This is a genomic window from Nocardia brevicatena NBRC 12119, from assembly GCF_000308495.1.
GTDB lineage: Bacteria > Actinomycetota > Actinomycetes > Mycobacteriales > Mycobacteriaceae > Nocardia > Nocardia brevicatena.
The window spans coordinates 1-24039 of record NZ_BAFU01000001.1 but is presented as its reverse complement, the minus strand read 5'-3'; the positions used below and the strand labels follow the sequence as shown (position 1 = coordinate 24039).

The window sequence follows — 24039 nt, the reverse complement described above, 5'->3', positions numbered from 1 at the left end:
CATGGTTGTCACGGGTCGGTTGGTCGCCGCGGCGGCACTGGCGGCCGCGCTGGTCACCTTCGCGGTCCCGTCGTGGTTCGGTGTCGTCCTCGCGAGCCTGGCGATAGTCGCGCTGACGGCGATCGACCTCGTCATGACCGGTCGGGCCGGCGATCTGCTATTGGAACGGACGCCGCTGTCGGTGGTGCGTCTGGGCCGGAGTATCGAGATCGAGCTGGTGGTGACGAATACCGGTGGCCGGCGAATCCGCGGACTTCTGTGGGATGACTGGCCGGACAGCACCCGCCCGGCACAGCGCGAGCACCGTCTCGATCTCGCGCCCGGTACCCGTACCCGCCTCCGTACGTCACTCACCCCCACCCGACGCGGGGACCGCACGGCGGGCCCGATCACCCTGCGGCTACTGGGCCCACTGGGTATGGCCGGCCGGCAGACCCGCCATACGGTCACCGCGCGGGTCCGGGCGCTGCCGCCGTTTCGCAGTGAGCGGCTGCTCGCGTCGAAGGCGAAACAGCTTCAGCACCTCGAGGGGCGCAACCTGGCCATACTGCGCGGCCAGGGCACCGAATTCGATTCGTTCCGGGAATACGTTCCGGGCGACGACGTCCGTGCCATCGATTGGCGCGCCACCGCCCGGGCCACCGATGTGCTGGTGCGCACCTGGCGGCCGGAACGCAACCGACACGTGTTGATGCTGCTGGATACCGGCCGGATCAGCGCGGGCCGCGCCGGTGACGGTACCCGGCTGGACGCCGCGATCGAAGCGGCCCTACTGCTCGGCGGACTCGCCGCCGCGGCGGGCGATATGGTCGGCCTGCTCGCCTATGACCGCAGCGTCCGGTGTGAAGTGCGTGCCGAAGGCGGGCGGGGGCTGCAGCCGAAACTGATGCACGCCCTTGCCGGTGTCACACCCGCCCTGGTCGACACCGATATGAACGGCCTGGTGCGTGCGGCCGTCCAGCGGTCCCGCAGGCGCGGACTGATCGTCTGGTTCACCGGTCTCGACGGTGCCGCCGTCACGGAAAACCTGGTGCCCGTGCTCCCGGTGCCGGCCCGTCGGCATCGGGTGATGATCGTTTCGGTCACCGACCCCGAGATCGCCGCCGCGGCCGGCCACCGCACCGGCCTCGACGCCGTCTACCGCGCGGCCGCCGCCGAAACCCGGATCGCCGAGCAGTCGCTCGTTCGGGAGTCGCTGCGCCGGATGGGTATATCCGTGGTCGCCGCCGCGCCGGAACGGCTGCCCGAGGCTCTGGCCGACGCATACCTGGAACTCAAGCAATCCGGCACCGTGTAGGGCTCGTCCGTCCCGCGGGTCGCCGAGCGTCGACGAGGATCTACGAGCCGAACCCCACGCCTGGGGCCGGCACCCCACCATGCCCCGTACCGGGCGGCGGTACCACGCCGGGAACCGGCATCGTGAACGGCGCCGGTGATGGCAGCGCGCGTCGCTGGCGTTCCGCGATCACGCTGCCCAGGATCTGCACCGGCGGGTAGCCCTCGGGCGGCGCGACCCGGAGCCGCGCGCAGACCGCCTCCACCAGTGCTCGACCGAGTTCGTACTGCGCGGCCGGAGTCAGAGAGTGGACCCGGGTCAGATAGCGACGCACCGACAGCGCCAAATCATCCGGCAGCGCGGCCAAGTCGAGTTTCGCCGACCAGCCGGTGAGCCAGTGCGGCGGCACGGCCAGCGCCGGCGGCGGCAACTGCTCCCGGACGTATACGACAACGGTGCCCGCGAGCACATCACCCACCCGTCGGGCGTACGGCGAACACATCGAGGTGACCACCGCGATGACACCGAACCCACCCAACATCCAGAAGTCCACGATGGCACCGGCCAGACCGCGGGTGAGAGCGTGCCGGAAGTCCACCGGCCCGCCGTCGGTGCGGATCACGCGCAATCCGAAAACCAGTTTGCCCAGGGTACTGCCCCGCAGCAGGGTTTCGCAGGCCACCGGGTATCCGACGAGCACCGTGACGATGACGACCAGTGACGCGGTGGCGATCCACGCCTCGTCGGCGGACGAGAACAGGCCCAGCACACCGAACGTCAGCAGCCAGCCCAGCATCAGTTGGATCACGACGTCGATCAGAAACGCGGCGGCTCTGGACGGGATGCGGGCCACCGGCAGTTGCAGTGCCACCGCTTCGCCGGTCGTGAATTCAGCCATGTCGAATAGCATTCTTCCACGGCAACGGCGCCGCCGCCGGAACAGCGGAGCGGCCGGGCGCACGACCGGGAGTGGGAGGCAACCGTATGGACGTGGACGCGTACAGCTACGCACATCGCGGCGCCTGGATCCGCTTGGACGCACTGGCCCGCAAACGCAGGCTCAGCGGTGCGGAGACCGACGAACTCGTCACGCTCTACCGGCGTGCCTCACAGCAGTTGGCCCGGCTGCAGACGCACAGTCCCGAACCGGAGCTGGTGGCCGGCCTCAGCGCGGTGCTGACCAGGGCGCGCGGCCGGATCGTCGGTAGCCGAACCGGTACCCGGGCCGAGGTCGGCCGCTTCTTCACGCACCGTTTCCCGGCGGCGGTGTATCGCGCCGGTCCGTGGGGCTTGGCGGTGGCGGTGGTGTTCCTGGCGGTTTCCGCGGGCCTGGCCGGCTGGATCGCCGGGTCGGATTCGGCACGCGAGGCGCTGGGGATCCCGTCGAATACCGCGGCCCTGACGGCTCCCGGTGGTCGGTTCGAGTCCTACTACTCCGAGCACTCCAATGAGGCGTTCGCGGCGCAGGTCTGGACCAATAACGCATGGGTCTCGGCGATCGCTCTGTTCACCGGCGTGCTGATTCTGCCCGCGCTGTACCTGCTGGTGATGAACGCGGTCAATCTGGGGGTGACGGCCGGGCTGATGACGGACGCGGGCCGACTCGACGCCTTCTTCGGCTTCATCCTGCCGCACGGGATTCTCGAGCTGACGGCGGTATTCCTCGCGGGCGGCGCCGGGCTGAAGCTCGGCTGGACGCTGGTGGACCCGGGGCGGCTGAGCCGAATGGAGGCGGTCGCCCGCCAGGGACGGGCTACTGCGACGATCGCGTTGGGACTGGTGCCGGTATTGCTGGTGGCCGGTTTGTTGGAGGGATTCGTGACGCCGAGTGGTCTACCGGCACCGATACGGGTCGCGCTCGGGGTGTTCGCCGAGGCGGTCTTCCTCGGTTACGTCTTTCTCGCGGGGCGGGAAGCGACGCGCGAGCCGAAATCCGGGGGTACAACGGCGGCAGCGCCAGGGCGGTAGACAACACCGAGCACACAGCGGCCGAACACGGCTCGAACGCCGGCAGCAACGCTCTGCGGATACCAGGTGAACGATTCCCCCATGTGAATTCCGCTGGCCGCAACGAGTCGCTGCTCAGCTGCGGCCAGCGTTACCGTCAACTGTACACAATCGTTATTCGTACGCAACCCACTACGGCGCAGGTCACACGTATAAGCAGCCGGCCGGCAAACCCTTTCGAAACCTCATGTTTTCACCTCGTTGGCAAACTTTCGGCATACTCCGAGGATCCGGCAACCGTACTTTCATCTGCAATTGCATCTCGTAGCTCCAGGTCACGGACGCGTCCCGAAGAGACCGGCATCGATACCCCGCGGCCGGTTCGCCGAAACCGCCGCACCGGCCCGTTCGAACCGCCTACTACCTGCGGATTCGGCAGAGAAAACGGACGTTAACCAGGAGTTCGGTCGCAATAATGCGACCGCAAGTATGTTTATAGCACTGAAACCGGGGAAATCCCCCTGAGAGCAGCCACAGGAGAACCTGCACACAGTTAACCAGCGCTATAACAGGACGTGAACCAGTTCACTCAGACCCTGCGATCCTCGGCCACCCCAGGGAAACTCAGCAGCGCCACCGCAACCGAAATCAACCGTGTGATCTTCAACTCATTAGCAAGTGAGCATATGTTTCCGGAGGTGTACCAGCGCCTCGGATTTCGGGCCGCTCGGCGCACCCGGGCCCCCCTCCCACCGTAGGATGGCCGCATGAGTGGCCCGCGTACTCGACTACTGTCGAGCGTTGCCGATCAACTCGCCCGACCGCACGGTCTGCTCGGAAAGGGCTTCGCACGCCTGCTGAACCGGGGCAACCGGCGCGGTATCACAGCGGCCGTCGACGCTGCCCTGACCCCGCGGACCCGGACCGCGGCCGATATCGGATTCGGGGGCGGCATCGGGCTGTCACTGCTGTTGAACCGGCTCGGCCCCGACGCAACGGTGCACGGAATCGAACTGTCCACCGATATGCTCACGCGAGCCCGTTCGTCCTTCTCGGCAGAGATCACCGCGGGGCGGCTCCGGCTTACCGAGGGCTCGCTCACCTCGCTACCGCTCCCGGACGCGAGTCTGGACGCCGCCATCACCGTCAACACGATCTACTTCGTGGACGACCTGGACGCGGTCTGCGCCGAACTGGTCCGGGTACTCCGCCCCGAAGGGCGGGCGGTGGTCGCCATCGGCGATCCGGATGCCATGGCCAAGATGCCGTTCACCGCGTACCGCTTCACCCTGCGGCCGGTCGCCGAGGTCATCGCGGCGTTGGAGCGGGCCGGGTGCACGGTGGAACACCGCGAGGAGGCCCGCCCGCCGATACCCGGCCACCTGTTCATCGCACAGCGGTGGGCTACATGAGCGCGCCCCCGTCGACGCGGATCTCGGTACCGGTTATATAGCGGCCGTCCTCGGAACCGACCATGGCGACGACGCCGGCGATATCCTCGGGCGTACCGAGCGCTCCATTGTCCATCCAGCCGGTCAGCCGGGCGAACAGACTCCCGTCGGCGCCCTCGGGCTGATCGACGATGGATTTGGTGGTGATCCCACTGGTGATTCCCGCCGGCACGATATTGACCGCGCGCAGCCCCTGCTTGACGTACTCCAGCGCGATCGCATGGGTGAAGGCGTTAACTCCGGCCTTGGACGCGGCATAGGCCGCCAGATACGGCGCGGCACTGAAAGCGGAGGTCGAGGACAGGTTCACCACCACACCACGGCCGGAGTCCACCAACGCGGGCAACAGCGCCTGCGTCACCAGGAAGGTTCCGGTGAGGTTCACCGTGATGATCTGGTTCCAGGCTTCCAGCGGCATTTCGTGGGTACGCGCCGGCCGTAGGATGCCCGCGGCATTCACCAGCATGTCCAGCCCGGCCAGAGTCTCGAGGGCCGCATCGGCGGTGGCGCGTACCGACTCCCGGTCGGCGACGTCCAGCCGCACGGTGCTCAGCCGGTCGGCGGTGTCACCGGCCTTCTCGGCCGTGACCGCCAGCCCTTCGGCGCTGATATCGGCGGCCACCAGCCGGGCTCCCTCGTCCAGCAGTCGCAGGGCGATGCCCTGGCCGATCCCCGATCCCGCACCTGTTACCACCACTCGACGGCCGTCATATCTGCGCATAGGTTGAATTAGAACAGGTTCTGATAACGAGTCAACTGGTATGCCAACTTTCCTGGCGAATTACTATAACGGGTTCTAGTGTGTATTCATGGTAATGGACCTCCCCGATCCGTTCAGTCCCGCGACGCTCGGCCCGATACGCCTGCGCAACCGCATCATCAAGGCCGCGACCTTCGAGAGTCGCACACCCGACGCACTGGTCACCGACGATCTGATCGACTTCCACCGACAGGTCGCCGCGGGCGGTGTGGGCATGACCACCGTCGCGTACTGCGCCGTCGCCCCCGAGGGACGGACCGACCGGCACCAGATCTGCATGCGCCCGGAGGCCCTACCCGGGCTGCGAAAGCTCACGGATGCCGTACACGCCGAAGGCGCCGCCATCTCGGCGCAATTGGGACATGCAGGACCGGTTGCCAACGCGAAATCGAATCGACTGCCCGCCCTCGCTCCGACCAAGCATTTCAGTCCGCTCGGTATGCGAATGACCCGATCGGCGACGCGAGACGATATCGATCGCATTGTCGAGGCGCACGCCCGGGCCGCCCGGCTCGCCGTCGAAGCCGGATTCGACGCGGTGGAACTGCACTTCGGCCACAACTACCTGATCAGCTCCTTCCTCAGCCCGCTGCTCAACCGGCGATCCGACGACTACGGCGGCTCGTTGGCCAATCGTGCGCGGTTCGCCCGGGCCACGGCCGAGGCGGTGCGTGCGGAAGTGGGGACGGAAATCGCGGTACTGGCCAAATTCAATATGGACGACGGCATACGCGGTGGATTCGCCCCCGATGAGAGCCTGACCGTCGCGCAGTGGCTTGCCGCCGACGGCCACCTGGACGCACTCGAACTCACCTGCGGCAGTTCGCTGCTCAATCCCATGTATCTGTTCCGCGGCGACGTTCCGCTCCGGGAATTCGCCGCGCAGTTCCCTGTTCCACTGCGCTGGGGGATGCGGATGACGGGCAACAAGTTCCTGCGGCGGTACCCGTATCGGGAAACCTATCTGCTCGACTTGGCGCGGCGCTTCCGCGAGTCCGTCGATCTGCCGCTGGTCCTGCTCGGCGGTATCGCCTCCCGAGAGGCGGTCGATACCGCCATGGCCGAGGGCTTCGATTTCGTCGCCATGGCCCGCGCCCTGCTCTACGACCCGTCCATCGTGCGGCAGATGGAGGCCCCGTCCGCCTCGGTCTCACCGTGTACGCACTGCAACCGCTGTATGCCGACCATCTACGAGCGCACCCGCTGCGTACTCACCGCGGAATCGGTGGATGCCTGATCGGCCCCCGGGAGGGTGACCGGGTACACAGCGCCGACGAGTCGCCCGCCCTGCCACCGGTCTCACCCCATCCGTGCAGGTGGCGTAGTTGCGCCAGTCATCCCACGATTTTCGGATCCGCACCATAGATTGGCCTATTGTCCAGTCCCGTAGCGGTCCGCAACCGGCACCAGCAACGGAGCGTGCGTGTTAGAACTGGAACATTTCAACTATGGATGGGTGACGCCCGTCCTCGCCTACGTCATCTCGGTCATCGGGTCGGTCCTCGGGCTGCGCTGCGCCGTGCACGGTCGCGCCTCGTCCCGGCCGGCCGGGTGGCTCATCGCGGCGGCCGTCGCGCTCGGTGGGGCCGGTATCTGGGTCATGCACTTCACCGCGATGCTCGGTTTCTCCATCCACTCGGTGACCATCAGCTACGACGTGCCGATGACCCTGCTCAGCGCCGTGGTGGCGATCGTGGTGGTGTGGCTGGGTCTGTCCATAGTGGTGCGCGGCGGGCGCGAGACCATCTCGCTCCCGTTGGGCGGCACGATCACCGGCCTCGGCGTCGCCACCATGCACTACATGGGCATGTTCGCGATGAAATCCGATGCGAAGGTGTCCTACGCCACCATCCCGGTCGTGGCATCGATCCTGATAGCGGTGGTCGCGGCGACGGCCGCGCTGTGGTTCATGCTGCACATCCGGGGGCGGCTGACCACCATCGGCGCCGCCCTGATCATGGGTGTCGCGGTCTGCGGTATGCACTACGTCGGTATGGCCGCGATGCGTGCCGAGCACTCCGGCCACCACAGTGCCACTCCGGCCGGTGTCGATCCCCTCGAACTGCTGACCCCTCTGATCACGGTGGTCACCCTTGTGCTGGCGATGCTGATCATGATGGTCGGTGTTGCCGAATTCGACGAGCGCGCGGTTGTCGCGGCCACGCCGACACCCGTACCCGTTCGCGAGCGGAACGGCGCCGTCGCCTCGGTGCACAACCCCGATGTCGCCGAGGACGGTCGGCTGCTGCAACGACAGCGCAACCGGAAGTAGCCGGGTATGCATCCGCACCGTCCGGCGCCGGAGCCGCGCCCTCAGGAGTCGCGCCGCGATCCCTGAGGGGGCGGCCTATCGGCGCGCCCCCGCCATTCGGTCTCTCCGGTGTTGCGCACAGCCCACCGAGAACGCAGGCCGGGATCCACACATGGGCCGGTGCATTCCCCACCCTGCCGAGGCAGGTGATCTTTACCACTCGAAGGGACGGCGGCGGTGCGCCACAGCGGTATGGCACGGGTGAACACCGACACTGCCACCGGTCGATCCAGGCCACGGCGGATTTCCTCCATGGACCGCTCGCCGTTGTCGTTCCCGGCCCGGCGATACCCGACCGCACCGGCCGGGGAGAGGTTCCCCGAAACGGCTCAGGGCCGACCGGGAACTGTTCCCGGTCGGCCCTGAGCTTTCTGGTGGGCGAAGGGGGACTTGAACCCCCACGTCCCGAAGGACACTGGCACCTGAAGCCAGCGCGTCTGCCATTCCGCCACTCGCCCGAGCGACGCGTCAGACAGTAGCACGGAGGTGGGCAAGAGGTGAAATCGCGGCGGCATTCGAAGGCCGGCGAGCCCCCTACCTGCTGTGACCTCGACCGTATCGGAGGCAGCGCGGAACTCTCGAACGCCTTCGATAGTTACAGGGGTGGGCGAACGCGGATATCATGCAGAGAACGTGCTCGTAGAACGACACGCCATGTCTGTGCGCCGTCGTTGCGAAAGAGGAGACCACCTCACCGAAGGGAGGGCCACGATGGGCATTGTATCGAGATTCGAACGCCGTCTGCAGGGCGCCGTCGGTGATGTGTTCGCCAGGGCCTTCGGCGGGAGTGTGGTGCCCCAGGAGGTGGAGGCGGCGCTGCAGCGCGAGGCCGCCGATCGACTCCAGGACCTCGGCGACGGGCTTATGCTCGCGCCGAACAGTTATGTGATTACGATCAATTCTTCCGACCATCGACAGCTCGATGCCGATCACGACCTCACGACACGCGCATTCGCCAAACATCTCCAGGACTACATCCGTGATCAAGGATGGCAGACCTACGGCGAAGTACACGTGACATTCGAGGCATCCCCTACGCTGCACACCGGAATGTTCAGGACGAGCGGTCGGGTCGATCCCGATGTCGGCCGCGGAGCTCCCGCAGCTCCTCGCCCGGAACCCCTGCCACAACGACACGCACACCCGCAATCAGGAGCTGGCCCCATGACGCAGAACTCTGGCTACGACCCGAGCCGTGAGCACGCGGAGTCCGATCCACGCAACCGCGGGTACGCCTCCCCGCCCCCCGGGCGCGGACCGCAGAACGGCGCGTACCCCGACGACTACGGCTCCGGTGCGCCGTACGGCGGTGGCTCCGATTACCGGGCACCCGATTCTCAGGGTTACGGCGACTATCAGAACGGCTACGACTACCAACAGGGCGGCGCCGGCTACGACCAGCAGGGCTACGACCAGGGCTACGGCCGACAGGGCTACGACCAGCAGGCCTACAGCCAGGGGTACGCGGACCAGCAGGGCTATGCCCAGCAGGGCTACGACCAGGGGTACGCCCAGCAAGGCTACGACCAGGGCTATGCCCAGCAGGGCTACGACCAGGGGTACGCCCAGCAAGGCTACGACCAGGGGTACGACCAGCAGGGCTACGACCAGGGCTACGGCCGACAACAGGGCTACGACCAGGGGTACGCCGATCAGGGCGGCTACGCCGACGACCAGGGCTACGCCCAGCCGAACCAGGCGGCGTACTCACAGCAGGGCGGCTACGGCGCCCAGGGCGGCTACGCGGCCGCTGGTTACGCACCGGCGGCCGGCGGCACCCTCTCGGCGACCCTCTCGCTCGACGACGGCAGCGGCCGCACGTATCAGCTGCGGGAGGGCAGCAATATCATCGGCCGCGGTCAGGACGCGCATTTCCGACTGCCCGATACCGGTGTCTCACGTCGTCATATCGAGGTGCGCTGGGACGGCCAGACCGCGATGCTGTCGGATCTCGGCTCCACCAACGGCACCCTGGTCAACGGTTCGCCGGTGCAGGACTGGCAGCTCGCCGACGGCGATGTGATCCGTGCCGGACACTCCGAGATCCTCATTCGCATCGTCTGATCGCGTAGGCTCGCCGTGCGGATCACGAGACGCCTCTCACATAATGGAGCGGCTTATCGTGATCGAGATCGGCCGACGGTCCTATGATGTGCCAACACACGCGCGGCACCCATCGGGGGCCGCGCCAGAACACAGCGGTGGGGTGGGTCGCACCACACTACGGCACCGACACACGGTCGAACAGGAGGTGGAGCGCCGTGCAGGGACTGATTCTGCAGCTGACCCGTGCGGGGTTCCTCCTGCTGCTATGGGTTTTCGTATGGACGGTGCTGCGGACGCTGCGCAGCGATATCTACGCGGCATCCGGCATGCGGATACAGCCCCGAGCCCCCCGGGGGTCCGCGGTGCTGCCATCCTTGCGCCGAGGCCAGAAGGGCGCCAAATATCTTGTGGTGACTCAAGGTTCCCTCGCCGGCACCCGCATAACCCTCGGCACCCAACCGGTGCTGATCGGCCGTGCGGACGATTCAACGCTGGTGCTCACCGATGACTACGCCTCCACCCGGCATGCGCGACTATCCCCACGCGGTGACGACTGGTACGTCGAAGACCTCGGCTCGACGAACGGTACCTATCTCGACCGCGCGAAAGTCACCACCGCCGTCCGCGTTCCACTCGGCACACCTGTCCGGGTCGGCAAGACAGTGATCGAGCTCCGATCGTGACACTTGTTCTCCGCTACGCAGCGCGCAGCGACCGCGGCCTGGTCCGCGCAAACAACGAAGATTCCGTCTATGCGGGGGCCCGGCTGCTCGCGCTCGCCGATGGTATGGGTGGCCATGCCGCGGGCGAGGTGGCGTCGCAGCTGATGATCGCCGCGTTGGCGCACCTCGACGACGACGAACCCGGCGACGATCTGCTCGGCAAACTCGACCGCGCCACCCGTGCGGGCAATGCCGCGATCGCCGATCAGGTCGAGGAAGAACCGGAACTGGACGGTATGGGCACCACGCTCACCGCCATCCTGTTCGCGGGCAAGAAGCTCGGCCTGGTGCATATCGGCGACTCCCGCGCCTATATGCTCCGCGACGGTGAGCTCGCCCAGATCACCCGGGACGACACCTTCGTCCAGTCCCTGGTCGACGAGGGCCGGATCACTGCCGAGCAGGCGCATACCCATCCGCAGCGTTCGCTCATCATGCGCGCCCTCACCGGCAACGAGATCGAGCCGACGCTGATCATGCGGGAAGCCCGGGCGGGTGACCGCTACCTGCTGTGCTCGGACGGGCTCTCCGATGTGGTGAGCGACGAGACCATCGCGAACACGATGCGCGAGGGCACCGCCGACGAATGCGCCGACCGCCTCATCGAACTGGCCCTGCGCAGCGGCGGCCCGGACAATGTCACCGTCGTTGTCGCCGATGTCATCGATCTCGACTACGGGCAGAGCCATCCGATCGTGGCGGGTGCCGCCTCCGGCGAGGACCAGGACACCCCGCCGCCGAATACCGCCGCCGGGCGTGCCGCCGCCATGCGACCCCCGCCCGCTACTCCGCGCCGTGCCGCCTCGGCCCCCGAACCGCCGCCGTCCACCTCGCACAAACTGCGCTGGATACTGCTCGCGATGGCTCTGGTGCTGGCCGTCGGGATCGGGCTGGTGGTCGGGTACAAGATGATCCGCGACAACTACTATGTGGGCGCCGACAACGAGAGCGTGGTCATCCTGCGCGGCCTGCCCGGTTCGATTCTCGGCTACTCCATCCACGAGGTGAACCTCATCGGCTGCGTCGATCGTCAGGGCGCGCTCACCCTGGTCGAAAGCGGCGCCGCATTGCCGCCGGGCTGCCGGGAACTGAAGATGAGCGATCTCGAGCAGACCGGTCGTGACCAAGTGGACAAGGGACTGCCGCCCGGTTCGCTGGAGAAGGCCAAGGACCAGATGAAGGTCCTCGCCGAACGTGAACTGCTGCCGCCGTGCCGGAAGACCTCCTCCACCCCGCAGCCGGGTGTCGTCCCGAACACGGGCGCGACTCCGGCACCGGCCCCCGCACCGGCACCGGCCCCCGCACCGACGACCATCCCCGCACCCGGCGCGCCGCAGCCGCCCGCACCCGTTCCAGGATTGGACGGTGAGCCGCAGGCTCCGGCACCGGCTACCGCTCCCGCACCGACAACAGCCCCCGCACCGACGACAGCCCCCGCCAAACCGCAGGTCGCCGGGGAGAACTGCCGGGTGACGGACTGATGTCCGCGCCGGCACCACCGTCCGCCGGGGCTTTTCCGAGCCCCCCGGGCGGGTTCGCCCAGGTACCGCCGAGCACCAGGCGCAACACCGAGTTGCTGCTGCTCGGCTTCGCGGCGTTCATCACCACCGCCGCACTCTTCCTGGTGGAGGCGAATCAGGAACAGTCGATCACCTGGGACATCGCCAAATACGGTTTGGCCTACCTGGGACTACTCGCGGTCGCGCACCTGGCCGTCCGACGGTTCGCGCCGTACAGCGACCCGCTGCTGTTGCCGATCGTCGCCCTGCTCAATGGCATCGGTCTGGTGCTGATCCACCGCTTGGACCTGGCCGATCAGGAGAGCGCGGCATTCCTGTCCGAGGAAATCCCCTCCCCCGACGCCAACCAGCAGATTCTGTGGACGGCGCTGGGCATCGTGGTATTCGTCACACTGCTGCTCGCGCTGCCCGACTACCGCACCCTGGCCCGCTACAGCTACACCCTGGGCCTGGTCGGGCTGGTCGCACTGGCCATCCCCGCCCTGCTGCCGAGCCGGTTCTCCGAAACCAACGGTGCAAAGATCTGGATCAGGCTGCCCGGTATCAGCATTCAGCCCGGTGAATTCGCCAAGATCCTGCTGATCATCTTCTTCGCCTCGGTACTGGTGGCCAAGCGCGAACTGTTCACCGCGGCGGGTCGGCACGTCCTCGGGATGGAATTCCCGCGTGGCCGGGACCTGGGCCCCATCCTCGCGGTATGGGTGCTCTGCATCGGTGTGCTGGTGCTCGAGAAGGATCTCGGCACCTCGCTGCTGATCTTCGGAACCGTGCTGGTGATGCTCTATGTCGCTACCGAACGGGTCGGCTGGCTGGTCATCGGCGGCGGACTGCTCGCGCTCGGCTTCGTTTTCGCCTATCAACTCTTCGGACACGTCCGGGTGCGGGTGGCAACCTGGCTGCACCCGTTCGACGACTACAACAACACCGGCTACCAGATCGTCCAGTCGCTGTTCGGACTTGCCACCGGCGGCCTGGCCGGCACCGGCCTGGGCAGCGGACGGCCCTCGCAGGTGCCCTTCGCCAAAACCGACTTCATCGTCACCACCATCGGCGAGGAACTCGGACTCATCGGGCTCACCGCGATACTCATCCTGTTCCTGATGTTCATTCTGCGCGGTATGCGCACCGCTCTCGCCGTCCGCGACAGCTTCGGCAAACTGCTGGCCGCCGGGCTGTCGTTCACCATCGCCATCCAGGTCTTCGTGGTTGTCGGCGGGGTTACCAAGCTCATCCCGCTCACCGGTCTCACCACGCCGTTCGTGTCGTACGGCGGATCCTCGCTGCTGGCCAACTACGCACTGCTCGCCCTGATCATCAAGATCTCCGATGCCGCGCGGGCCCCCGCCCCGCCCCGCAAACGCGAACCGGTCGCGCCGCTCGCGGAAATGCAGACCCAGATGGTGCGTCGCCGGGAAGGGGGTCGGGCAATATGAACACCCCCCTGCGCCGGGTAGCGATGGCCGTTATGGTGATGATCGTCGCACTGCTGCTCAACGCCACCTACGTCCAGGTCATCAAGGCCGACGACTACCGTGCCGACCCGCGCAACTCCCGGATCCTGTTGGACGAGTACTCACGCCAGCGCGGACAGATCTCCGCCGGCGGCACCGTGCTCGCCAGTTCGGTCGCCACCGACGACCGGTACAAGTACCTGCGCGTCTATCCCAGCAATCCATCCGCGTTCGCCCCGGTCACCGGCTTCTATTCGATGCAGTACGGCAGCACGGGCCTGGAGCGGGCCGAGGACCCGGTGCTCAACGGCTCCGACAGTCAACTGTTCGGCAGCCGCCTGGTGGATCTCGTCTCCGGTCGCGACCCGCGAGGCGGCAATGTTGTCACCACCATCGACCCGGCGATGCAGGAAGTCGCCTACCAGGAGCTCACCAGCAAGGGCTATACCGGCTCGGTGGTGGCGATCGAACCCAGCACCGGCAAGATCCTCACCATGGCCTCCACCCCCGGCTACGACCCCAACCAGTTGGCGGGCCACGACGGGGCCAGTGGCACCCAGGCCTGGGAGGCCCTGCACACCGATCCGGACCAGCCGATGCTCAACCGCGCCGTCTCGCAGACCTACCCGCCCGGCTCCACGTTCAAGGTCGTGGTCACCGCGGCGGCGCTGGCCCGCGGCATCACCTCACCGCAGGACCAGTTCACCGCGGCCCCGAACATCACCCTGCCGGGCACCAGCACCACCCTGGAGAACTACAACGGCAGCACCTGCGGTTCCGGGCCCACGGCTTCGCTGTACGACGCGTTCCGCAAGTCCTGCAACACCGCGTTCGTCGAACTCGGGATCAAGGTGGGTGCGCCCGCTCTCGAGGACACCGCCGCGGCCTTCGGTATCGGCCCCCACCGCGGTATCCCGATTCCGGTCGCCGAGAGCACCGTGGGCGATATTCCCGACAACGCCGCGCTCGGTCAGAGCAGTATCGGACAGCGTGATGTGGCGTTGACCCCCCTCGACAACGCGGTGATCGCGGCGACAATCGCCAATGGCGGCGTCCGGATGGAGCCGTACCTGGTCGACCGGATACAGGGACCGGATCTGAGCGAGATCGACAGCACCGAGCCGGTCTCCGTGGGCCAGACGGTCAGCGCCGAGGTAGCGTCGACCCTGACCAACCTGATGATCGCGTCGGAGGAGAACACCACGGGCGGCGGCCGGTCGGCGTACCAGATCGCGTCCAAGACCGGCACGGCCGAACACGGCTCCGACCCACGCAATACACCGCCACACGCCTGGTACATAGCATTCGCGCCCGCGCAGAATCCGAAGATCGCCATCGCGGTGATCGTGGAGAACGGGGGCGATCGAGCGCTGGCGGCGACCGGTGGATCGGTCGCGGCGCCGGTCGCTCGGGCAGTGTTGGACGCGGGTCTGCGAGGGCGCTGAACAAGATGGATGTGCGAGTGAATCTGCGGGGAACCCGATGCTGAACAACGGTGCGATGATCGCGGACCGGTACCGGCTGCAGCGGCTGATCGCTACCGGCGGGATGGGCCAGGTATGGGAGGCCCTGGACACCCGGCTCGACCGGCGCGTCGCGGTCAAGGTGCTCAAGTCCGAGTTCTCGGCCGATCCCACCTTCCGGCACCGGTTCCGCACCGAGGCCAAGACCACCGCCCAGCTGAACCACCCCGGTATCGCCGGAATCTATGACTACGGCGAGACCTATGACCCGCAGGGCGGCGAAACGGCCTATCTGGTGATGGAGTTGGTTCAGGGCGAGCCACTGAACGCCGTGCTGAACCGCCTCGGCCGACTGTCCGTGGTGCAGGGCCTGGACCTGCTGGAACAGACGGGACGGGCGCTGCAGGTGGCGCATGCCGTGGGCGTGGTGCACCGGGACGTGAAACCGGGAAATATCCTGGTCACCCCGACCGGCCAGGTGAAGATCACCGATTTCGGCATCGCCAAGGCGGTGGACGCCTCGCCGGTGACCAAAACCGGCATGGTGATGGGGACCGCGCAATACATCGCGCCCGAGCAGGCGGTCGGCGAGGACGCCACCGCCGCCAGCGATGTGTACGCCCTCGGCATCGTGGGTTACGAGGTATTGGCCGGGCAACGCCCGTTCAGCGGGGACGGCGCCATTACCGTCGCGATGAAACACGTCCGCGAGGCGCCGCCGCCGATGCCGTCGGATCTACCCCCCAATGTGCGGGAACTGATCGAGATCACCATCGGCAAGGACCCGGCCCAGCGCTACGCGGACGGCGGCGAGTTCGCCGACGCCGTCGCCGCGGTTCGCGCCGGTCGCAGGCCACCGCCGCCGCGGAACATGCCGGCCGAGCCGATCAACGAAGGCGCCACCCAGGTGCTGCCTCCCAATCCCACGGTGGTCCTGCCGCCGTCGCGGCAGGGCTTCGACAACAGCGCGACGGCCCGCTACGCCCACGGCGGGGGCGCCGGCGCCCCGAGCCGTCCGACCACCGTCGCGAACCGTCCGGCCACCAACAGGCCCGCATCGGATGGGCGGCGCGGGGGCCTACCCGGTCAGAGCCAGAAGTTGCTGGTCGGTCTCGGTATCGGCGCGGTACTGCTGGGCGGCGCGGTGCTGTGGTTGCTGTTCGGTGGCGACACCAACCCGGATCCCAACCGCCCGACCACCCCGGCCGTGGTCACCAGCACCCAACGACCGGTGCCGCCACCGCCGGCGAATACCGGCTACATGGAACCGGAGCCACCGGCCGTGCAGCCGACCGCCGCGCCGCAGACGACCGTGGAGCCGACCACCACCGCACCACCCGGTACCAGCGCGCCGCCGAGCACCACCGCACCACCGTCGACGACCACCGAGCCGCCGACCACCACGAACGATAAGACCACCACTCGCCGGCCGTTCCCGACGATCCAGATACCCATGCCGTCGTTCCCCGGTATCGAGGACGACGAGGGCGCCTTCGGCGACGCTCCCAGCGGGGGCGACACCCCTGGTGCGTCGGCTACCTATCCGCAAGGACTGCCATGACGACCCCGAAGAATCTCTCCTCCCGCTACGAGCTGGGCGAGATCATCGGATTCGGCGGGATGTCCGAGGTCCACCGGGCGTGCGACCTCCGGTTGAACCGCGATGTCGCGATCAAGGTACTGCGCGCCGATCTGGCCCGCGATCCGACGTTCTATCTGCGGTTCAAACGCGAGGCGCAGAATGCCGCCGCGCTGAACCACCCCGCCATCGTGGCCGTGTACGACACCGGTGAGGCGGAGCTCGACGGCGGCCCGCTGCCCTACATCGTGATGGAGTACGTGGCCGGCGATACGTTGCGCGATATCGTGCGCAACGAGGGGCCGCTGCCGCCGCGCCGGGCGATGGAAGTCGTGGCGGACGTCTGCGCCGCGCTGGACTTCAGTCACAAGGCGGGCATCGTGCACCGCGATATGAAGCCGGCCAACATCATGATCAACCAGTCCGGCGCGGTGAAGGTGATGGACTTCGGTATCGCGCGCGCGATCGCCGATGCCGCCAACCCGATGACGCAGACCGCCGCGGTAATCGGCACCGCGCAGTATCTTTCGCCGGAACAGGCCCGCGGCGAGACGGTGGATGCTCGATCGGATGTCTATTCGGTCGGCTGCGTACTGTTCGAGATCCTCACCGGCGAGCCCCCGTTCACCGGCGATTCCCCGATCGCGGTGGCATACCAGCATGTGCGGGAGGACCCGAGGCTGCCGTCGCTCGTACACGAGGGAGTACCGCGAGAGCTGGATTCGGTCGTCCTGAAGGCGATGAGCAAGAATCCCGCCAACCGCTATCAGACCGCGGCCGAGATGCGCGCGGATCTGATCCGGGTGCTCGGCGGACAGCGACCGAGCGCACCGATGGTGATGACCGACGAGGACCGCACCACCTTCCTCGACTCCACCGGTCCGTCCTCGCACGGGTACCACCGCGCCGCCGATCACGGCGACGAGGATCTGGACGACTACGACTACGAGTCCGACGGAGGCCGGGGATCGCGGCGCATCGTCTACCTCGTGCTCGGCGCTGCTGCCGCGGTCGCGGTGACCTTCGGTCTGTTCTGGGTGCTGCTCGGTCCGGGCAGTAAGCCCGATCAGGTCGCCGTCCCGGATCTGTCGAACGCTTCTGTCGACGAGGCCCAGAAGACCCTGGAGGGTCTGGGGTTCAGCGTCGCCATCCAGCAGAAGCCGGACGGCAAGGTCGACACCGGCAATGTCATCTCGACCCAGCCGTTGGGTGGGTCCCGCGCCGATGAGGGCAGCGTCATCACGGTGCAGGTATCGACCGGCCCACAGCAGGTGCCGGTACCTCGACTGGCCGGTCTCACTCGTCAGGAGGCCGAGCGGAAACTCGACGAGACCGGCCTGCAGCTCAACCCGGATGTACGGCCGGGCCCGTCCAGTGCGCAGGACAAGGACAAGATCATCGATCAGGAACCTGCTCCGGGGTCCAAGATAGACGCCGGCACCCAGGTCACGGTCACGATCGGATCCGGACCGGAACAGGTCTGGGTGCCGAATGTAGTGGGTCAGCAGATCGATGTGGCCCGCCCCAATCTCGTGAACGGTGCCCAGTTCCAGATCGTGATCCAAGAGGTGCCTTCGCAGCGGCCCCGCGGCGAGGTGCTGGCCACCGAGCCGGCCGGCGGAACCATGGCGGACAAGGGCTCCACCATCACGGTGCAGATCGCCGACAGCAACCGCATACTCATGCCGAACCTCACCGGTCTGACCGTGGACGAGGCCGCGAACACCCTACGAGAGGCCGGCTGGGCGGGCAGCGTCAATCAGATCCGGCAGATCACGCAGATGACCCTCGACTCCCGCCAGAGCGGCAAGATCATCGGCCAGAGTCCTGCCCCCGGCACTACGATCTTGACTACCTCCGCGGTCACCGTCAATGTTGGCGTGGCGCCGCTCGGGCCGCCGTGACGCGCCCGAGGGGCAACCGCGACAGGCGGCTGCTTTCCGAGGGGTCGGTATGACGGCCGGTGGTCCCGGTACACCCGTTGTGGTCGGCTGAGAAGCCGACCGGCGCGGTATGGCGAAGCCTTGGCTTCGCGGCGCCGCTCAACGCCCGCCTGGGCATACCGACCGGTGCGATTTGGTGGGAAGATGGATTTGCTCCATCCGAACCAGCATCGCTGAGGAACGAGGAGGTATGCCGTGACCACTGCCAAGGACATCATGAAGCCCGGCGCTCAGTGGATTTCCAAGGAACAATCGGTCGCACAAGCGGCGCGCGCTATGGCCGAGCTCGGCGTCGGCGCACTGGTCGTCGCCGATGAGGACGAACGGATGTGCGGCATCATCACCGACCGCGACATCGTGATCAAATGCGTGGCCCAGGGGATGTCGCCCTCGGGGACCCGCGCCGCCGAACTCTGCGAGGCGACGCCCCGATGGGTGGCCGCCGATGCCGACGTCGACCAGGTTCTCGACGAGATGGAGGGGCATCAGGTCAAACGGATACCGGTTATCGAGAACAAGCGCCTCGTCGGCATGATCAGCGAGTCCGACCTGGCCCGGCATCTGGACGACAACCAACTCGGCGAATTCGTCACCGCGGTCTACGGACGGCCTTGACCCCCGGCACGGACAGGCCTGGGCGGCGACCGGGCAACCGCCGCCCGGACCGATTCCGGTAGCGGATCACACCGCCAGCGCGGCCACTTCCGCTTCCAACATTTCGATAAGCCCCTCCGCGGGGCGTTCACCACAGCTTTCGAGCCAGTTCGCCAGCATCCGGTGCCCACCCTGGGTGAGCACCGACTCCGGGTGGAACTGGACCCCGTGGATGGGCAGGTCACGATGGCGCATGGCCATGACGATGCCGCTCTCGGTCCGGCCGAGCACCTCGAAATCGTCGGGCAGGGTCTCTTCCAGCACGGTAAGCGAGTGATAGCGGGTGGCAATGAACGGATCGGGCAATCCCGCCAGCACACCGGCGCCGATATGGAACACCGAGCTGGTCTTGCCGTGCAGCAATTCCGGAGCCCGGGTCACGGTCGCGCCGAAGGCGGCGCCGATGGCCTGGTGACCGAGGCAGACCCCGAGCAACGGCGTCCGCTGCCGAGCGCAGGCATGCACCAGGTCGATACTGGCTCCCGCACGATCGGGGGTACCGGGGCCGGGGCTTATCAGAACACCGTCGAAACCGGCCGCGACAGCGTCGCGGTCGGAGAGGTGCGGGTCATCGTTACGCCAGACCACGGCTTCCACGCCCAGCTGGCCCAGATACTGGACCAGGTTGAACACGAAGCTGTCGTAGTTGTCGACGACCAAAACACGCATGATGAGAGCCTACGTCCTCGGCCGACGAGCCGTCGCATCGATTACACTCCCCTGACCATGCGCCCGCCGTCGGCGCCCACGTTCGGGCGACGCCGAACGACCGCCCGAACTACACCACCCCGATCACACCGGGCCGTCTCCTACGCCGACTACGCTCGGCCAGGGCCGGGCGAGCGCTCGCGCCACACCCGCGTGACCACACCTCGCTATCGCCTTCGGCGCCGACACTCGAACGCGGTACCAGGTGAGATAGCCTGAAGGCAGGATCTGCACGCCGAACACGAGGACGTCATGCCGAAGTCGAAGGTCCGGAAGAAGACCGACTACACGATCAACCCCGCCGCCAACCGGACGCCGGTGAAGGTGAGGGCAGCCGGCCCCTCGCCGGTCTGGTACGTCGCCATCATGCTCGGCTTCATGCTGGCCGGACTGCTGTGGCTGCTGGTCTACTATCTCGCGGCGGAGCAGATCGGCTGGATGAACGATCTCCACGCCTGGAACTTCCTGATCGGGTTCGGCCTGATGGTGGTCGGCCTGATCATGACCATGCGGTGGCGTTGACCACGTCATGTGGATTACACACATGTCATTCATACACACCTGTGGATGAATCTGTGGACAACCCACAGTACCCCGAGTATCGACACCGGAGAAGGCGGCGCGGCATGACTACGCAGACGCGCCCCGGCCGCTCATCCACGAGGATCGATGGGGGACGACCGCCCACGTGCAGCCCGTGAACCCGGCGCCACGCCTGGCGTGGACCACACCCATCCCCGCGCTGGTCGCGGTCGCTCTCGGCGGCGTGGTGATGACCGTCGCCGCCGTCCTCTCCCCCGACGCCCCCAGCCGGCTGCTGGTCGGCGTGGCCGCGGTGGGCCTGCTGGGGATGGCCGTGCTCGGCTTCCGACAGCGGCCCCGGCTGGCCCTCGTTCCCGGTGCCGAACCCCGCCTGGTGGTGCGCACCCTCACGGGACCGACGAGTTATACCCGAGATCAGATCCTGCGGGCGCGCACAGTGCACTATCGCCGCCTCGGTCGCAAAACGCCCATGCTGGAGATCGACGTGACCTCCGACGGCACGGAGCGACTGCTGATCTTCGGCCGGTGGGACCTGGGAACCCACCCCGAGGAGGTCTACCACACGCTGCGCATCGAACTGAACCTGCGCGGTGAGGCCGCAGGACGTTGATTCCATCGCCGCTCTGTACACCGGTCTCGGCAGACGCAGCCCGACGTCCGACATCCGACCACCTCACCAACGGCGCGGCATGGGGCGGGTCACACAACCCACATGACGATGCGAAGGCGGAAAGCGCACACGTATGACCGGAACGTAGGCGGAGGTAGGCCTACGCCTACGCCGTGAGCGACGCCGAAACCACAGCGATCACCGACAATGCCGCCACGGCCAGTACCCCGAGTGCTGTCCAGCCCACCACTCGGGCGTTTTCCGGGGTGCGGGCCCGTAGCCACCCGGGCAGGAACAACACGCCGAGCGTGGCCAGAGTGCCCGCCGCCAGTCCGCCGAGATGGCCCCACAGTGAGATACCGGGCAGCGAGAAGCTGATGAAGACATTGATACCGATCAGGATCAACATGCTGTTGGGATTCTGCCGCAGCCGGACCAGAATCACGGTGATCGAGCCGAACAGCCCGTATACCGCGCCGGACGCGCCGGCGGTGAGGTTCTCCTGAGCGAGCGCCATCACAGCGGCCGAACCTCCGAGCAGCGAGATCAGGTAGACCGCCAGATAACGTGCACGGCCGAGGACCAGTTCGATATCCCGTCCGACGATGTACAACGCGAACATATTGAGCAGCAGGTGAACCGGTCCATAGTGCAGGAATCCGGACCCGATCACCCTGACCCAGTCGCCCGTGGCGACCGCGGGCGGGTACATGACCCATTGCAGGAAGAGCCCGGAACCGGCGTAGTTGTCCAACAGACTGTGCGACTGTGCGGCGGTGATCCCGAAGATCACCACGTTCACCGCGATCAGGGCGTAGGTCACGAATGGGATCGCCGTTCGGGGTGCTGCTCCCGCGGCCACCGTCCGCATCCGCGGTGCAGCACGCCGATCGGCCCGCAGACAGTCCACGCAATGTTGGCCGACGGAGGCCGGACGCAGACATTCGGGGCAGGCGGGCCTACCGCACCGGGTACAGGACAGGCCGGTCGAGCGGTCCGGATGACGCACGCAGACCTGCGCAGGCTGCTGCGGATACTCGGGATGCTGTGGGGTCATCAGAACATCCGGTTCGCATGGTGACGGCTCGAATCCGGACAGGTCGCGGGGCCGGCACCGTGGCTGGTACTCACGAGCCCATCGTGCCATGACACCGTCGGACACCCGCGCCCGAGTATCGGCGCCGGAAGTAGCGCAGGGCAACCCGGACGCGCCCCGAGCATGGTCGCTACCTGGGATTCTGCATATTTTTCCGGGCTGTGTAAGAGTTGACGGATGAGCTTGGGCCCATTGCGTCTGTCCGGTCGTTCGCGTAATCGGCTACTGGCCGCCGCCGCGGTCGCGGCGGCCGGTGGTACCGCACTGGTGGTACGCGGCAAACGCCCGCAACCACCCGAACCCGCCCCCGCGCCGCCGCGGATCGGCTACACCCGCGGTAGCGCCGCGCCGGCCCCCGAAACGGAAGCCGGCGCACAAGGCGGTGTCGACTGAGCGGGGAGAGCCGCGCCACCTGCTCCGACGCCGACGCTCGCCCGCCGGTCAGCGGCTGACGGTCCTGCGGTACTGACGCAGCGCCAGCGGCACGAACACCGCGAGAATGAGCACCACCCAGAGCAGGGTGGTGGCCACCGGATGCCGCATCGACCAGGCGGTCGAGGTGTCCGCAAGCGGTGAGGTGTTGCCGAACAGTTCGCGGGTCGCCTGTGTGAGGGCGGACACCGGGTTCCATTCGGCGAATATCCGCAGCACGGTCGGCAGATCGTTCAACGGCACGAAGGTGTTGGCCAAGAAGGTGAGCGGGAAGATCACCATGAAGCCGGCGTTGTTGAACACCTCGGGCGTGCGGACGATCAGGCCGACCACCGCCATGATCCAGGAGATCGCATAGGCGAACAGCAACAGCAGCGCGTAGGCCAGGACGGCGTCCAAGAACGAACCGCGGATACGCCAGCCGACCACCAGACCGGTCAGCGACATCACCACCAGGCTGACGATATTGATCACCACATCGCCGGCGGTGCGGCCGATCAGCACCGATGACGGTGCCATGGGCAGAGAGCGAAACCGGTCGATGATTCCCCTCTGCATATCCTCGGCCAGGCTCAAACCGGTGAAGGTGGAACCGAACACCACGGTCTGCGCGAAGATACCCGCGATCAGATATTCGCGGTAACCACCCTCCAGCCCCTGCACCTTGATCGCGGTCCCGAAGATATACGCGAAGAGCAGCACGAACATAATCGGCGAGAGCGTGCTGAAGATCAGCACATCGGGCACCCGTTTGATCTTTATGACATTGCGTTTGGTGACGGTGAGGCTGTCGCCGGCCACCATGGACAGTCGTTCGACCAGAGTGAGGTTCTCCCCCGCTGCCACTGGGGTCATCGGGCCTTTCCTTCCGTTGCCGCCGGCTTCGCCGGGGTGTGCTCGGGACCGGCACCGTTGGCCGCTACCGAGGTTTCGCTCCTTGTCGCGCCGGCACCGGCGACCGCACGGGCACCATCGGTCTCGTCGGTATTGCCAGTGGGCTCCTCTTCCGCCTCGTGACCGGTGAGGGTCAGGAAGACATCGTCGAGCGAGGGCCGCCGCAGCCCGACATCATGGATCTCGACCCGGTACTCGGCCAGCCTGCCGACAGCGGATACCAGCGCCTGCGAACCGTCGCTGACCGGAACGATGATCCGGCGCAGCGCGGGCTCCAGACGGATTTCACCGTCGGCCAGCGGAGCCAGCGCCTGCTGCGCCACCGCCAGATCGTCGGCATGGCCGACCGTGAGCTCGATCCGATCGCCGCCGACCATGGTCTTCAGCTCGTCGGCTGTGCCGCGGGCGATCACCCGACCGTGATCGATCACCGCGATGGCGTCGGCGAGCCGGTCGGCCTCCTCCATGTACTGGGTGGTCAGCAGCAGGGTGGTACCGCCTGCGACCAGTTCCTCGATCACGTCCCACAGATCCAGCCGGGCCCGCGGGTCCAGGCCCGTGGTCGGCTCGTCCAGGAACAGGACCGGCGGATTGGCGACCAGGGCGCCGGCGAGGTCGAGCCGCCGGCGCATA

General features: G+C 67.1%; 22 protein-coding genes and 1 tRNA gene. 16 read left to right on the top strand and 7 right to left on the bottom strand.

Annotated elements, in window-relative coordinates; genetic code table 11:
- Window position 1: 1 nt before the first annotated feature.
- Entirely contained in the window at window positions 2-1297 is a 1296-nt protein-coding gene (locus tag ON20_RS00115; RefSeq protein ID WP_040832794.1) for a DUF58 domain-containing protein, read from the top strand.
- 40 nt (window positions 1298-1337) lie between these two features.
- On the opposite strand, the gene ON20_RS00110 is transcribed toward ON20_RS00115, so the two are convergent.
- Window positions 1338-2174: an RDD family protein gene (locus tag ON20_RS00110; protein ID WP_083864404.1), complete on the bottom strand. Its 837-nt coding sequence runs from the start codon at window positions 2172-2174 to the stop codon at window positions 1338-1340.
- Window positions 2175-2260: 86 nt separating this feature from the next.
- Between ON20_RS00110 and ON20_RS00105 the strand changes: the two genes are divergently transcribed.
- Together ON20_RS00105 and ON20_RS00100 are read left to right on the top strand one after the other, a co-directional pair.
- Window positions 2261-3244: a stage II sporulation protein M gene (locus ON20_RS00105; RefSeq protein ID WP_040832734.1), complete on the top strand. Its 984-nt coding sequence runs from the start codon at window positions 2261-2263 to the stop codon at window positions 3242-3244.
- Between the two features lie 746 nt (window positions 3245-3990).
- Entirely contained in the window at window positions 3991-4635 is a 645-nt protein-coding gene (locus ON20_RS00100) for a class I SAM-dependent methyltransferase (protein WP_040832733.1), read from the top strand.
- On the opposite strand, the gene ON20_RS00095 is transcribed toward ON20_RS00100, so the two are convergent.
- Window positions 4628-5395, bottom strand: coding sequence for an SDR family NAD(P)-dependent oxidoreductase (locus ON20_RS00095; RefSeq protein WP_040832732.1), 768 nt, complete (start codon window positions 5393-5395; stop codon window positions 4628-4630). The two genes, ON20_RS00100 and ON20_RS00095, sit on opposite strands and share 8 nt — an antisense overlap.
- A 94-nt stretch (window positions 5396-5489) precedes the next feature.
- On the opposite strand from ON20_RS00095, the gene ON20_RS00090 reads away from it, so the two are divergent.
- Both ON20_RS00090 and ON20_RS00085 read left to right on the top strand, forming a co-directional pair.
- On the top strand, window positions 5490-6671 hold the full coding sequence (locus ON20_RS00090; RefSeq protein WP_040832731.1) for an NADH:flavin oxidoreductase: 1182 nt from the start codon (window positions 5490-5492) through the stop codon (window positions 6669-6671).
- A 186-nt stretch (window positions 6672-6857) separates the two neighbouring features.
- Window positions 6858-7706, top strand: coding sequence for an MHYT domain-containing protein (locus tag ON20_RS00085; protein ID WP_083864403.1), 849 nt, complete (start codon window positions 6858-6860; stop codon window positions 7704-7706).
- 411 nt (window positions 7707-8117) lie between these two features.
- On the opposite strand, the gene ON20_RS00080 is transcribed toward ON20_RS00085, so the two are convergent.
- Window positions 8118-8203, bottom strand: a tRNA-Leu gene (locus ON20_RS00080).
- 253 nt (window positions 8204-8456) lie between these two features.
- Between ON20_RS00080 and ON20_RS00075 the strand changes: the two genes are divergently transcribed.
- The 8 genes from ON20_RS00075 (at window position 8457) to ON20_RS00040 (ending at window position 19084) form a co-directional block, all read left to right on the top strand.
- Window positions 8457-9809, top strand: a complete 1353-nt coding sequence (locus ON20_RS00075) for an FHA domain-containing protein (protein WP_040832730.1) — start codon at window positions 8457-8459, stop codon at window positions 9807-9809.
- 197 nt (window positions 9810-10006) lie between these two features.
- Complete coding sequence (locus tag ON20_RS00070) at window positions 10007-10474, top strand: FHA domain-containing protein FhaB/FipA (RefSeq protein ID WP_040832729.1); 468 nt, start codon at window positions 10007-10009, stop codon at window positions 10472-10474.
- A complete protein-coding gene (locus ON20_RS00065) occupies window positions 10471-11994 on the top strand; it encodes a PP2C family protein-serine/threonine phosphatase (RefSeq protein ID WP_040832728.1) in 1524 nt (507 codons plus the stop codon). Before ON20_RS00070 ends, ON20_RS00065 begins: the two co-directional genes overlap by 4 nt.
- Window positions 11994-13466: an FtsW/RodA/SpoVE family cell cycle protein gene (locus tag ON20_RS00060; protein WP_040832727.1), complete on the top strand. Its 1473-nt coding sequence runs from the start codon at window positions 11994-11996 to the stop codon at window positions 13464-13466. Before ON20_RS00065 ends, ON20_RS00060 begins: the two co-directional genes overlap by 1 nt.
- The gene (locus ON20_RS00055; RefSeq protein ID WP_040832726.1) at window positions 13463-14929 is read left to right on the top strand and encodes a peptidoglycan D,D-transpeptidase FtsI family protein; all 1467 of its coding nucleotides are present in this window, start codon (window positions 13463-13465) and stop codon (window positions 14927-14929) included. The genes ON20_RS00060 and ON20_RS00055 overlap by 4 nt, the downstream gene beginning before the upstream one ends.
- A 37-nt stretch (window positions 14930-14966) precedes the next feature.
- Window positions 14967-16508, top strand: a complete 1542-nt coding sequence (locus ON20_RS00050) for a protein kinase domain-containing protein (RefSeq protein WP_040832725.1) — start codon at window positions 14967-14969, stop codon at window positions 16506-16508.
- Window positions 16505-18430, top strand: a complete 1926-nt coding sequence (pknB, locus tag ON20_RS00045; RefSeq protein WP_040832724.1) for a Stk1 family PASTA domain-containing Ser/Thr kinase — start codon at window positions 16505-16507, stop codon at window positions 18428-18430. The genes ON20_RS00050 and pknB overlap by 4 nt, the downstream gene beginning before the upstream one ends.
- 234 nt (window positions 18431-18664) lie before the next feature.
- Window positions 18665-19084, top strand: coding sequence for a CBS domain-containing protein (locus ON20_RS00040; protein ID WP_040832723.1), 420 nt, complete (start codon window positions 18665-18667; stop codon window positions 19082-19084).
- A 66-nt stretch (window positions 19085-19150) separates the two neighbouring features.
- On the opposite strand, the gene ON20_RS00035 is transcribed toward ON20_RS00040, so the two are convergent.
- On the bottom strand, window positions 19151-19792 hold the full coding sequence (locus tag ON20_RS00035) for an aminodeoxychorismate/anthranilate synthase component II (RefSeq protein ID WP_040832722.1): 642 nt from the start codon (window positions 19790-19792) through the stop codon (window positions 19151-19153).
- Window positions 19793-20083: 291 nt separating this feature from the next.
- On the opposite strand from ON20_RS00035, the gene crgA reads away from it, so the two are divergent.
- On the top strand, window positions 20084-20353 hold the full coding sequence (gene crgA, locus ON20_RS00030) for a cell division protein CrgA (RefSeq protein WP_040832721.1): 270 nt from the start codon (window positions 20084-20086) through the stop codon (window positions 20351-20353).
- A 175-nt stretch (window positions 20354-20528) separates the two neighbouring features.
- On the top strand, window positions 20529-20984 hold the full coding sequence (locus ON20_RS00025) for a PH domain-containing protein (RefSeq protein WP_040832720.1): 456 nt from the start codon (window positions 20529-20531) through the stop codon (window positions 20982-20984).
- 166 nt (window positions 20985-21150) lie between these two features.
- Here ON20_RS00025 and ON20_RS00020 read toward each other — a convergent pair whose 3' ends face one another.
- A complete protein-coding gene (locus ON20_RS00020; protein WP_040832790.1) occupies window positions 21151-22041 on the bottom strand; it encodes a rhomboid family intramembrane serine protease in 891 nt (296 codons plus the stop codon).
- A 216-nt stretch (window positions 22042-22257) separates the two neighbouring features.
- Between ON20_RS00020 and ON20_RS00015 the strand changes: the two genes are divergently transcribed.
- Window positions 22258-22473, top strand: coding sequence for a hypothetical protein (locus ON20_RS00015; protein ID WP_040832719.1), 216 nt, complete (start codon window positions 22258-22260; stop codon window positions 22471-22473).
- Between the two features lie 48 nt (window positions 22474-22521).
- Here ON20_RS00015 and ON20_RS00010 read toward each other — a convergent pair whose 3' ends face one another.
- Together ON20_RS00010 and ON20_RS00005 are read right to left on the bottom strand one after the other, a co-directional pair.
- Window positions 22522-23316, bottom strand: a complete 795-nt coding sequence (locus tag ON20_RS00010) for an ABC transporter permease (RefSeq protein WP_040832789.1) — start codon at window positions 23314-23316, stop codon at window positions 22522-22524.
- Window positions 23317-23363: 47 nt separating this feature from the next.
- Window positions 23364-24039, bottom strand: a 676-nt coding sequence (locus tag ON20_RS00005; protein WP_157228626.1) for a DrrA family ABC transporter ATP-binding protein, incomplete at its 5' end; no start/stop codon positions are given.